Source organism: Pseudomonas shahriarae (assembly GCF_014268455.2).
Lineage (GTDB): Bacteria > Pseudomonadota > Gammaproteobacteria > Pseudomonadales > Pseudomonadaceae > Aquipseudomonas > Aquipseudomonas shahriarae.
This window is the reverse complement of record NZ_CP077085.1, coordinates 2,115,429-2,127,308: the sequence shown is the minus strand read 5'-3', so window position 1 is coordinate 2,127,308 and position 11,880 is coordinate 2,115,429. Positions and strand designations below refer to the sequence as shown.

At 60.9% G+C, this 11,880-nt stretch carries 13 protein-coding genes; 5 read left to right on the top strand and 8 right to left on the bottom strand.

Annotated features, from left to right (window positions below):
* The first annotated feature begins 3 nt into the window (after positions 1–3).
* The 3 genes from ngg to HU773_RS09755 all read left to right on the top strand — a co-directional run bounded on the left by ngg (position 4) and on the right by HU773_RS09755 (position 3,374).
* On the top strand, positions 4–1,749 hold the full coding sequence (ngg, locus tag HU773_RS09765; RefSeq protein ID WP_169989367.1) for an N-acetylglutaminylglutamine synthetase: 1,746 nt from the start codon (positions 4–6) through the stop codon (positions 1,747–1,749).
* 153 nt (positions 1,750–1,902) lie between these two features.
* A complete protein-coding gene (locus HU773_RS09760) occupies positions 1,903–3,087 on the top strand; it encodes an osmoprotectant NAGGN system M42 family peptidase (protein WP_120732323.1) in 1,185 nt (394 codons plus the stop codon).
* A 59-nt stretch (positions 3,088–3,146) separates the two neighbouring features.
* Positions 3,147–3,374 carry a YheU family protein gene (locus tag HU773_RS09755; protein ID WP_003192759.1) on the top strand — a complete coding sequence of 76 codons (228 nt, stop codon included), beginning with the start codon at positions 3,147–3,149 and terminating at the stop codon, positions 3,372–3,374.
* Here the strand turns inward: HU773_RS09755 and csrA are convergent.
* Both csrA and HU773_RS09745 read right to left on the bottom strand, forming a co-directional pair.
* Positions 3,371–3,565, bottom strand: a complete 195-nt coding sequence (csrA, locus tag HU773_RS09750) for a carbon storage regulator CsrA (RefSeq protein WP_057440758.1) — start codon at positions 3,563–3,565, stop codon at positions 3,371–3,373. The two genes, HU773_RS09755 and csrA, sit on opposite strands and share 4 nt — an antisense overlap.
* Before the next feature lie 174 nt (positions 3,566–3,739).
* Positions 3,740–4,555, bottom strand: a complete 816-nt coding sequence (locus HU773_RS09745) for an SDR family oxidoreductase (protein ID WP_057440755.1) — start codon at positions 4,553–4,555, stop codon at positions 3,740–3,742.
* Positions 4,556–4,885: 330 nt separating this feature from the next.
* Between HU773_RS09745 and HU773_RS09740 the strand changes: the two genes are divergently transcribed.
* Positions 4,886–5,038 (top strand): DUF3309 family protein, encoded by a 153-nt coding sequence (locus tag HU773_RS09740; protein WP_032863216.1) that lies wholly within the window; start codon positions 4,886–4,888, stop codon positions 5,036–5,038.
* Positions 5,039–5,107: 69 nt separating this feature from the next.
* On the opposite strand, the gene HU773_RS09735 is transcribed toward HU773_RS09740, so the two are convergent.
* From HU773_RS09735 to HU773_RS09715, 5 genes are all read right to left on the bottom strand, one after another.
* Entirely contained in the window at positions 5,108–7,195 is a 2,088-nt protein-coding gene (locus HU773_RS09735; protein WP_120732321.1) for an LTA synthase family protein, read from the bottom strand.
* Positions 7,196–7,589: 394 nt separating this feature from the next.
* The gene (locus HU773_RS09730; RefSeq protein ID WP_015885097.1) at positions 7,590–7,781 is read right to left on the bottom strand and encodes a PLDc N-terminal domain-containing protein; all 192 of its coding nucleotides are present in this window, start codon (positions 7,779–7,781) and stop codon (positions 7,590–7,592) included.
* A gap of 67 nt (positions 7,782–7,848) precedes the next feature.
* A complete protein-coding gene (locus HU773_RS09725; RefSeq protein ID WP_057440752.1) occupies positions 7,849–8,379 on the bottom strand; it encodes a hypothetical protein in 531 nt (176 codons plus the stop codon).
* Positions 8,380–8,420: 41 nt separating this feature from the next.
* Complete coding sequence (locus HU773_RS09720; RefSeq protein WP_057440749.1) at positions 8,421–8,936, bottom strand: ankyrin repeat domain-containing protein; 516 nt, start codon at positions 8,934–8,936, stop codon at positions 8,421–8,423.
* Positions 8,937–9,046: 110 nt separating this feature from the next.
* Complete coding sequence (locus HU773_RS09715; protein WP_169989370.1) at positions 9,047–10,873, bottom strand: long-chain-acyl-CoA synthetase; 1,827 nt, start codon at positions 10,871–10,873, stop codon at positions 9,047–9,049.
* Positions 10,874–11,223: 350 nt separating this feature from the next.
* Here HU773_RS09715 and HU773_RS09710 point away from each other — a divergent pair, with 350 nt between their 5' ends.
* On the top strand, positions 11,224–11,502 hold the full coding sequence (locus tag HU773_RS09710; RefSeq protein WP_057440744.1) for a DUF3509 domain-containing protein: 279 nt from the start codon (positions 11,224–11,226) through the stop codon (positions 11,500–11,502).
* A gap of 52 nt (positions 11,503–11,554) precedes the next feature.
* Here the strand turns inward: HU773_RS09710 and HU773_RS09705 are convergent, their stop codons facing one another.
* Positions 11,555–11,866, bottom strand: a complete 312-nt coding sequence (locus tag HU773_RS09705) for a response regulator transcription factor (RefSeq protein ID WP_081044200.1) — start codon at positions 11,864–11,866, stop codon at positions 11,555–11,557.
* Positions 11,867–11,880: the final 14 nt, after the last annotated feature.

Below are 11,880 nucleotides of genomic sequence, written 5' to 3'. Positions count from 1 at the left end.
TTGATGAAACCTCACGCCACGGCCTACAGCCAACGCCTGCTGCGCGGCCAGGCACCGTCCTACGAGCGCCTGCAAGCGCGCCTGGCCGAAGACGGCAGCGAACCCAGCGCCCAGCCCATCGCCGTGCATTGCGGATGGGGCCGCTTATTGATTGGCCATACCTTCCCCGACCCGGCGAGCCTGGCCCTGGAGCTGCTCAACGAGCAGCCCGGGGAACGGGATATCGCCCTGTATGTGGCCGCGCCCCAGCAGATCCTCGGGATTGATCCGCAACAGTTGTTCCTCGACCCCTCCGATACCTTGCGCCTGTGGTTCACCGACTACCGGCCGGCGACCCGGGTGTTCCGTGGCTTTCGCATTCGCCGGGTACAGAGCGAAGCCGACTGGCAGGCAGTCAATCGCCTGTACCAGGGGCGCGGCATGTTGCCGGTGGATGCCAACCTGTTGACCCCGCGCCATCAAGGCGGCCCGGTGTACTGGCTGGCCGAGGATGAAGACAGCGGCGCGATAATCGGCAGCGTCATGGGCCTCAATCACCATAAAGCCTTCCATGACCCGGAACACGGCAGCAGCCTCTGGTGCCTGGCCGTCGACCCGCAATGCTCGCGGCCCGGCGTCGGCGAAGTGCTGGTGCGCCACCTGATCGAGCACTTTATGAGCCGGGGCCTGAGTTACCTCGACCTGTCGGTGCTGCACGACAATCGCCAGGCCAAGAGCCTGTACGCCAAGCTCGGTTTTCGCGCCCTCACCACCTTTGCCATCAAGCGCAAGAACGGTATCAACCAGCCGCTGTTCCTTGGGCCGGGGCCGCAGGCGGGGTTCAATCCCTATGCACGAATCATTGTCGAAGAGGCGCACCGGCGCGGTATTGATGTGCAGGTGGACGATGCCGCAGCCGGGCTGTTCACCCTCAGCCATGGCGGGCGCCGGGTGCGCTGCCGGGAGTCATTGAGCGACCTGACCAGTGCGATCAGCATGAGCCTGTGCCAGGACAAGAGCCTGACCCACAAGGTCTTGAGCGCCGCCGGCTTGAAATTGCCAGCGCAACAACTGGCAGCCAGCGCCGACGACAACCTGGAGTTTCTCGACGAACACCAGCGCATCGTGGTCAAGCCGCTGGACGGAGAACAGGGCCAGGGCGTGGCCGTGGACTTGCAGACCATCGAAGAAGTGCAAGGCGCCATCGAAGCGGCGCGCCAGTTCGACTCTCGGGTTTTGCTGGAGAGTTTCCACGAGGGCCTGGACCTGCGCATCCTGGTGATTGGTTTTGAAGTAGTAGCTGCCGCGATCCGACGCCCGGCGCAGGTGATCGGCGATGGCAAGCACAGCGTCGGCGCCTTGATCGAAGTGCAGAGCCGGCGCCGCCAGGCGGCCACAGACGGCGAGAGCAAGATCCCGATGGATGACGAAACCCTGCGCACCCTGAAGGCGGCAGGATATGACTACGACAGCATCCTGCCTTCGGGTGAAGTGCTGGCGGTACGGCGCACTGCCAACCTGCACACTGGGGGCTGCCTGGAAGATGTCACGGCGATTCTGCACCCGACGCTGGCGGATGCTGCCGTGCGTGCGGCGCGTGCCCTGGATATTCCGGTGGTCGGCCTGGACTTGATGGTGCCGGCCGCTGACCAGCCGGAGTACGTATTTATCGAAGCCAATGAACGGGCCGGCCTGGCCAACCATGAACCACAGCCCACGGCAGAACGGTTTGTGGATTTGTTGTTCCCCCACAGTCAAACCACGGCTTGAGACATGAGCTGACTGGACGGGCCTCATCGCGGGCAAGCCCGCTCCCACAGGTTGCTGTGTGAGCTGGCTTGCCTGCGATGAGGCCAGCCCGGCCAACAAATCCCCAAGCCCCTCATCGAAACCATCGATGCCCTCAACTCATCAGGAGTTTCCATGACCCGAGCCATCCCCGAACCGGATCTCAACTACCTGCAAAAAGTGCTGCTGGAAATGCTCGCCATCCCCAGCCCTACCGGGTTTACCGACACCATCGTGCGCTACGTCGCCGAACGCCTGGAAGAACTGGGCATCCCGTTTGAAATGACCCGGCGCGGTACGATCCGCGCCACCCTCAAGGGCCAGAAAAACAGCCCGGACCGTGCCGTCTCCGCGCACCTGGACACCATTGGCGCCGCCGTACGGGCGATCAAGGACAATGGCCGCCTGACCCTGGCCCCGGTGGGTTGCTGGTCCAGCCGCTTTGCCGAAGGCAGCCGCGTCAGCCTGTTCACCGACAATGGCGTGATCCGTGGCAGCGTGCTGCCGCTGATGGCCTCCGGGCATGCCTTCAACACCGCCGTGGATGAAATGCCGATCAGTTGGGACCATATCGAACTGCGCCTGGACGCCTACTGCGCCACCCGCGCCGATTGCGACTCCCTGGGGATCAGCGTCGGTGACTTCGTGGCGTTCGACCCGCTGCCGGAATTCACCGAAAGCGGCCATATCAGCGCCCGCCACCTGGACGACAAAGCCGGGGTCGCAGCCTTGCTGGCGGCGCTCAAGGCCATCGTCGACAGCGGCGAACCGTTGCTGATCGACTGTCATCCGCTGTTCACTATCACTGAAGAAACCGGCAGCGGCGCGGCGGCGGCCCTACCCTGGGATGTCAGCGAGTTCGTCGGCATCGACATTGCCCCGGTCGCCCCCGGCCAGCACTCCAGCGAACATGCGGTGAGCGTGGCGATGCAGGATTCCGGCGGCCCTTACGACTATCACCTGTCCCGGCACCTGCTGCACCTGGCGGCGGAAAACGACCTGCCAGTACGCCGTGACCTGTTTCGCTACTACTTCAGCGACGCGCACTCGGCGGTCACCGCCGGCCACGATATCCGCACCGCGTTGCTGGCCTTTGGCTGCGATGCGACCCATGGTTACGAGCGCACCCATATCGACAGCCTGGCGGCCTTGAGCCGCCTGCTGGGCGCCTACATCCTCAGCCCGCCGGTATTTGCCAGCGATGCGCAACCGGCCCAGGGTTCCCTGGACCGCTTCAGTCATCAACTGGAACACGAAACGCAAATGGAGAGTGACACCCGCGTGCCCTCGGTGGACAGCCTGATCGGGCAGAAATCCTGAGGCTGGCAACTATGATCCCGGCACAGTAGGATCGCCGGGATCCACCATTTGAGGCTTGTATGCTGATTCCCTACGATGCACTTGAAGTCGACACCCTGACCCGCCTCATTGAAGACTTCGTGACCCGCGACGGCACCGACAACGGCGACGACACGCCCCTGGAAACCCGCGTACTGCGCGTGCGCCAGGCGTTGACCAAGGGTCAGGCGCTGATTGTTTTCGACCCTGAAAGCGAGCAGTGCCAGTTGATGCTCAAGCACGACGTGCCCAAGCACCTGTTCGACTAAGGGTTGGGCACCGCCACCGCCTGCCCCTGCAGGCGGCGGATCTTTTCGTAGACCTCCGCCCGGTGCACATTGACCCCTGCGGGCGCTTGCACACCGAGTTTCACCTGGAGGCTGTTGACCTCCAGGATCCGCAGGGTGATGTGATCGCCGATGGAAATGATTTCGCCTACCGCGCGGCTAAGTACCAGCATGGCGTGTGTCCTTTGGAAAGTTACCGGACCGCGACCATGCGCCCTCCCCTACGAGCCATCAATGACCTGCCAGATAAACAGATCCTCCCTACAACCCAGGGTTGGATTTACTGACAGACGAATATCAAACAGCCCAGTAGGACCGCAAAAATATAAACGTATTGTTTATATCCCTCAGCCTTTGACCGACTGAGCCTTGGCGCGCATTTTTTCCGACATGCTGGTCATCTCGTCATACAGCAATTGCGGGTTTTTCTGTTTCAGCGCCCAGGCCATGCGTCCCTGTTCGTGGGGCAGGATCATGAACTCACCGGCGGCCACCCGCTGGTAGATGTAATCGGCAATGTCTGCCGCACTGATCGGCGAGCTTTCCAGCAGTTTGCCGACCTGGGCCTTCATCGCCGGGGTGGGGCCGCGGAACGAGTCCAGCAGGTTGGTCTGGAAGAACGACGGGCACACCACGTGCACCCCGACTTCCTGCTGCTTGAGCTCCACCAGCAGGCTTTCCGAAAGCGCCACCACACCGGCCTTGGCCACGTTGTAGTTACTCATGGCCGGGCCTTGCATCAGGGCCGCCATGGAGGCGATGTTGATGATCCGGCCCTTGCTCTTTTCCAGCAGCGGCAGGAAGGCCTTGCAGCCCTTGACCACCCCCATCAGGTTGATTGCGATCTGCCAGTCCCAATCCTCCAGGGACAGCTCGCTGAAGAACCCACCGGAGGCGACCCCGGCGTTGTTGACGATCACGTCGATGCCGCCCAGCTTGACCTCGCAGGCCTGGGCAAAGGCGGTGAGCTGGCTGTAGTCACGCACGTCACAGCGCTGGATAAACCCGTCGCCACCGGCCTGGCGCACCCGCGCGAGGGTTTCCTGCAAGCCCGGCTCGCTGACATCCGACAAGGCCAGCTGCCAGCCCTCGCGGGCCCAGCGCAGAGCGATTTCGCGACCCAGGCCGGATCCGGCGCCGGTGATCATCATGCGATTTTGCATAGGAAGTAGCCTTGTGATTCAGGGAAGAAGTACGCGCCAGTGTAGCGAAGGTTATTCACCGCCCCATGCACCATCAAGTTGCTGAATGCCCGGGGCAAACCAAAGGCCCGGTCGGATGCCGGGGCATGGGGTAAGTTCAATCTATTTAAACTAAGTGCGCAACAACACAACAATTAAAAACGAAATAAGCCAGCGGCCAAATCGGATTAAAAAAACAGGGAATTTTCTGCAAAGTGCAGGAGTCGGATTGATTAAGGCGGCCGTTTTAAAGGTGCGGCTCTGACAATTAACAATCAGGTCTTTTCAGAAGACGAATAAGGAAAACAAACTATGAGCCTCATTCTTATCATTGTTCTGATCCTCCTGCTGGTCGGCGGCCTGCCGGTATTCCCGCACTCGCGTAACTGGGGTTATGGGCCGTCGGGTATTCTCGGTACGGTGCTGGTGGTGCTGTTGATTCTGTTGTTGCTGGGCAAGATATAACCCCCCAGCGTTAAAAAAGATGCAAAAAAAAGAGGCCTTGAAGAAGGCCTCTTTTTTATTGCCGGGCGATTAGTCCGGCTTGCCGTCTACCACGCCTGCGGTGTTATCCAGCAGGCTCTTGGTCGCGGTTTGCAGGAACGACTCAAGTTTCTGCTTGAGTTGCGCCTCATCCGCCGACTCGGGAATCACCTTGCCGGTCGGGTTGGCGCCCAGTTCGTATTGCCACAGTTTCGGTGGCATTTCCTTGGGCAGTACCAACACACGGTCGGCAGTGAGCAACGCCACGGTCTGGTCGCTGCCCGAGGGCTTGATCACGCCAAAGCCCTTGTCGCCTTCCGGCAAGTTGAGCAGGTCGCGGCCCCAGCACTGGTGGCGGGTTTCACCGCCCAGGCGGCCCATGATGGTCGGCACGATGTCGATCTGCGTTCCCACGGTGTGGTCACGCACGCCGAACTTGTCCTGCACGCCCGGTGCGATCAACAGCAGCGGCACGTTGAAGCGCCCCAGGTCCATTTCGGTGATCTGTTGCTCGTTACCGAAACCATGGTCGCCGACGATCACAAACAGGGTGTCCTTGAAGTACGGCTCCTTACGGGCCTTCTCGAAGAACTGGCCCAGGGCCCAGTCGGAGTAGCGCATGGCCGTCAAATGCTCGTTGAGACGGCCACGATCAGTCACCGGCGCGACCGGCAACGGCGTCGGCAAGGCATACGGCGTGTGGTTGGACAGGGTTTGCAGCAGGGCATAGAACGGCTTGCCGCCTTCGCGCGCCTTCAGCTCCTGCAGGCCCCGGTCGAACATGTCCTGGTCGGACACGCCCCAGGTCGGATCGGAGAACACCGGGTCGACGAAATCCTTGCGGCCAATGAAGTTGGTCATGCCCTGGTTGCTGAAGAAGCCCGACTGGTTGTCCCAGGCGAAGTCGCCGTTGTAGACATACACGTCGTCAAAATCACGGGCGCTGAGCAACTGCGGCAAGCCCGACAGCTTGTGGCTGCCTTCCGGGGTCTGCATCAGGTATTCGAAGCCTGGCAGGTTCGGGAAGCAGGCCATGGTGGCGAACATGCCCTGGTGGGTATGGGTGCCATTGGAGAAGAAACGGTCGAACAGCAGGCCTTCCTTGGTCAACTCGTCGAAGTACGGCGTGATTTTGCCGCCACTGCCCAGGGCGCCCACCGAGTGACCGGCGAAGCTTTCCATCAGGATCACCACGACGTTCTTGATCGGCAGGGTCTTCTCGGCCGGCGGCGTGAAGTCACGGCGCACGGCGGCGGTGTCGGTATCCACCAGTTTTTCGTCAGGCAGCACCAGCATGTCACGCACGGTCTGGGTCGCCAGCGGCTGCTCCAGGGTGGCTTTCCAGACGTTCTCGCGATGCTCGGAGAAGCGCGCCTTGGCTGCACCGATCAGCGACAACGTACCGTTGAGGCCCAGGTGGTTGGCGAAGTTCGAGTCGGTGGTGTACACGTCACCCCAACGCAGTGGCGGACCCTGGCGCAGGGTGCCACGCGCGGCGACCACGGCAATCAGCAGGCACACCACGAACACCGCGATGCGGCTGTACCACGGCGCGACCTGGCGGGTGCCGACGGTGCCACCGCTGAACGGGCCACGGGGGCGCGTCGCACGGTCGGCGCCCTTGAAGGCGATGCTCAGGATAAAGGTACCGACGGCCCAGCCCAGCAGGTAGCGCACCACCGGGAAACCGTACCAGAGCATGCTCATCACGGTTTTCGGGTCTTCCTTGACGTACTGGAAGACCAGGCCGTTAAGGCGCTGGTGGAACTCGCGGTAGAAGTCCATCTCCATCAGGCCAAGGAACAGCGCGCTGCTGGAGACCACGGTCAGCCACAACCGGAAGAACCCACGGGCGGCCATGGCGCGCACGCTGAACAGGGCCAGGATCAGCGGGATGCTCAGGTACACCACCAGGCGCAAGTCCAGGCGCAGGCCATTGACGAACGCTTCAAGGAAGGTCGAGGCCGGGGTGTCGAGCATCATGTCGCTGTTGTACACCAACAGTCCCAGGCGCAGCAGGGAGAGCATCACCATCATGACCAGGGCGCAAAGCAGCGTGTAGGCCAGGTGGGACTTGACGGTCGGTTGCAGCAGACGAGTAGAAGCTCGCTGCTGATTCAGGGCGTCCGGGTTTGCCATGTTGTTTGAGGACCCATTGGAGGTTTAAGTGACGAAAGAATGCAGCGGCGTCCTGCCCCGGCCAGTAAAGGCACAGGGGTCCAGGGTATTACGCAGTGGGCAGATGCTGCCCGATCAACGTCGTCAACGCTATCGATTACTCATCGCGCAGCGCTCCTGTCGGCACAGACTGACCGAGGCAGGAAAATAAAGCGGGGGAATTGTCTTGGATGAAGTGTGAAAATTTTGTGCAGCGAATAGATGGACACAAAAATCTACAGGACACGCCGCAGACAAATGTGGGAGCGAGCTTGCTCGCGACAGCGGTGTGTCAGCCAATCAATCTGGTACTGATACACCGCTGTCGCGGGTAAGCGCGCTCCCACATTATTTACATGCTTGTGCCCGCAGAGGATCAGAGCCGCACGTTGCCCCGTGGCCCGGCGATGGCCCAGATAATCAGGCCCAATACCGGCAACAGCAGGATCAACAGGATCCACAACACTTTGGCCCCGGTGCTGGCGCCGCTTTTGAACACGTTGATGATCGCCCAGATATCCAGTGCCAGGATGATCAACCCGATCAGACCATTAAATGTGGAACCCATGGTGTCGCTCCTAAGTGAGGGCTTGCCTGTTTAGGATAGCCAGCCCTGGCCAGGGTTCCGTTTTATTTCAGACGTGGACGGCAATGCGCAGGGCTTCCAGGGACGGTTCGCCCTTGATCCCGACTTCGGCACACAATTCCAGCACCCGCGGCACGTCATTGCCATAGACCAGCACGGCCTGGATTTCGTCATCGAGCAACTGGCTGAAATTCATCAGGGTGTAGCCGCCGTTTTCCGGGTTCATGGCGCCGAGCTGGATCTGGATGCGATTAAGGGCCGTCAGCGCCTCGGTCTTGGCCAACTGCTTGGGCTTGAGGTTGAACGCAACGTCGGGACCAAAGGAAGCAACGATCTGGGCGAACAGATCCTGGTAGGTGTCGGCCTGGAACAGCACCGTTTCCGGCAGGCTGCCGACCACAATCCACTCGCCCAGCGGGATGGGGAAGGTGTCGTCGTAGTTGATATCAGGGTTGGCCGCCAGGAACCCATCGGCATCGGCGTAGGCCTGGCTGGCCTCATCGGCGATCCGCACGATCTCGGCGTCGCCCAGGCAACCGGAACTGATTTTAGTGATGAGTTCGACGAGCGCGGTGTTCATGGGCGAATCCTGTGGCAAGGCTGATTTTGAGGGCGCAAAGCCTACACCAGTTTTTGCAACTGCGCCGTCGTATCCGCTGCCCCCATGGTCTGGGCCGCCACCAGGGCCGTTACCCCCTGGGCATCCGTGGCCTTGGGGTTGGCCCCTACGCTGATCAGGTACTCGACCATTTCGGTGCGATTGAACATCGCCGCCATCATCAGCGCCGTGCGGCCATCGGCAGAGGCGCCGTCAACCGGGGTGCCGCCTTCAATCAACGCCTTGACCACCGCCAGGTTGCCCTTGAACGCTGCACCGGCAATCGGCAGTTGGTTCTTGTCGTTGGCGATCTGCGGATCGGCCTTGAACTCCAGCAGCACTTTCACCGCCTCGGCGTGCCCGTGATAGGCGGACAACATCAACAAGGTATCGCCATTGTGATTGCGCAGATTCACCGGCAAGCCCTTGGCCAGCAGCGCAGCCAGCATGGCGGCATCACCGCGGCGGGCCACGTCGAAGACCTGCTCGGCAAATTCGGCGGCTTCTTCTTCGGTCATTTGTTTGGCTTGATCAGACATCTGCGGCTCCCTGTGAGGTGTGGCGTAAGGCCGTCAGTTTCCCGAGCAGCGCCGCGCCTGTCACCCCTTTTTTGCCGAAAGCCACAATAGCCAGGTTCTATCGAGCCGCCCTAGTAGCGATATTTTCCGCTCTGGATATCCGCCAGCACCTGCACGGTCACGGGCACATAGGTATCGCTGCCCGGTAACCAGGCGTAGAGCGGATCGTCCCCCACCTTGTGCGGGTCGAAGGCCTCTTCCTTAAGACGGACCTTCTGGTACTTAAAGGTGCCGGTGGTTTCCATCTTCACCTTGACCCGCAGGAACAGCGGCACCGCATAGGCCGGCATCTGGCTCTGGGCGAATTGCAGCAACGCCTGCATATCCAGGGTGGCCAGGGATTCGGACGGGGTAATCGCCGCCATCCCGGCGCGGCCATTGGTGTTGGCGATTTCCACGCCGTAGGCCACCGCCTCGGTGATCTGCGGGTGCTGCATAAAGATGTTTTCCACCTCGGTGGTGGAGACGTTCTCGCCCTTCCAGCGATAGGTGTCGCCCAGGCGGTCCACGAACTGCGCATGGCCAAAGCCAATGCTGCGCAACAGATCGCCGGTGTTGAAGTAGCGGTCGCCCTTTTCGAACACGTCGCTCAAGACCACCTTGCGGTTCTTTTCCGGGTCGGTGTAGCCATCGAACGGCGCCTTGTCGTCGATCCTGGCCAGCAGCAGGCCCTGGCCGCCCTTCTGCACTTCACGCATAAAACCATTGCTGCCACGGATCGGCTCGCAAGTGTCGTGGGCGTAGTCCACCAGCGCCCAGTGCATCAGGGAAAAGCCGATGGTGTTGTCGAAATTCAGCACGTTGGTGAAGCCGATATTGCCGTCACTGGCGGCGTACAACTCGCAGATATGCCCCACACCAAAACGCTCCTTGAACGGCCCCCACACTCCCGGACGCAAGCCGTTGCCGATCATCTTCACCACTCGGTTGTCGCGGTCGCGTTCGCTGGGCGGCTGGTCCATCAGGTAGCGGCATAATTCGCCGACATAGCCCAGGGTGGTCGCGTTGAATTTGCGCACATCGTCCCAGAACTGGCTGGCGCTGAATTTGCGGCGGATGGCAAACCCCGACGCGCCGGCAATCGCCGAGCCCCAGCACACACAGAGCCCGGTGGCGTGGTACAGCGGCAGAGTGCAATAGACGACGTCCTCCGGCCCCATATCCAGGGCGATGGTGCCGAAGCTGGCCGAGGATTTCATCCAGCGCCCATGCTTGAAGATACCTGCCTTGGGCAAACCGGTGGTGCCGGAAGTGTAGATATAGAAGCACGGGTCGTTGAAGTAGATCTGTTGGCTGCTGGCCGGGTTATCCGTGGAACAGTCTGCGCTGGCGGCCATCAGGTCGATATAGCCCTGGGGCACAGGCGCCACCTGTTGATCGGCGACATACCAGGTGCGCTGCGGATCAATCGCCACCTGCTCACGTACCGCGTCGTAGGCGTCGACCAGTTCGGCGCCGACCACAATTGCCACCGGGTTGACCAGGGTCAGGCTATGCACCAGCACCGCCTGGGTCTGCGCGGTATTGAGCATGGCGCAGATGCCGCCGACCTTGGCCACCGCCAGCACGGTCAACAGCAGTTCGGGACGGTTTTCAATAAACAGCGCGACCACATCACCCTTGCCAATGCCTTGGGCCTGCAGATGATGGGCGATGCGATTGGCGTGCTGGTTGGCCTGGCGGTAGCTGAGCACCTGGTCGCCAAACAACAGCGCGGCGCCTTCGGGGTTGCGCTGGGTGGCCTGTTCGAAGGTCCAGCCCAGGCCGCACGGCTGGTCGGGGTCAGTGATATTGGCGACACGGATACCGCGCACCAACCGTGGCAGGGCCCGGACAATGGTCGGCACCTTACGCAACATCATGCCGAGGGTAATCATCTCGCTATGGGGATTGCTCATGCACAGAAGTCCTTTTTCTTATTATTCGTAGGGTCCACGGGCCTTCATGCGGTGTAGGACCATTCCTGAATGCCTTGCAGGAAAATACGCCAGCCATTCCTTGGCTGTACACGCGGGATTTGCAATGTTTTGTATCCCAGGCACCGGTGACGCACGATACCGTTCGTCATCGCCCAATAGCGCAAAATGCAGGATGCACGATGGCCATTCATGCATATTGCACGAAAGTGAAAAGTTCGATTTTTTGCAAGCCATTGATTTATATGGTTTTTATACAAATCGCGATACTGGCACAATCACTGCACCTATCACTCCATGCCGCACAACACGAGCCAATGGAGCCGATAGACATGAGCCTGATCCAAGATAAATTCGCTTCTGTATTCTCCGCCTACGACGTCACCACCCAGGCGCGCCCTGACGGTGGGATCCTGCTGACCCTGCGCAACACCGAGGGCAAGCAGATCAAACGCTCGATCTCGTACCAGCAGCTGCACACTGCCGACCAACTGACCTGGGTCATCAGCGCTATCCGCCGCGACCTGGCAGAACAAGCCAGCGAGTTGCCGCAGATTTCGATGCTGCAAAGCCAGCACCGCTTTGCCCTGCCGACCTACCATTCGGCATAAGTACCACTGCGTTTCCCAGGGCCGTGAAGCCATTGCGCTTCACGGCCCTTTTTTATCCGCACAACCCGCGCCTGATCGCTTCACTCACCGCCTGGACCCGGTTATTGACGTGCAACTTGCCGTAGATATTGCGCAGGTGAAACTTCACCGTCGCCTGTGAGACACAGCGAATCCGGCTGATCTCCCACACTGTCTTGCCCTCCGTGGCCCAGCGCAGTATTTCCAACTCCTTGGCCGTCAGCGGCTTATCCGGCAACGACTGTGCGTCGCCTGCCCTGTCGTCGCACGCCTGCTCACAAACATCTGTTGCCACACTGACCGCCGGCCCAGGTACGGATGGGGTGGGCTCCTCTGGACTGCTCATGCTGCCTCTCCCTT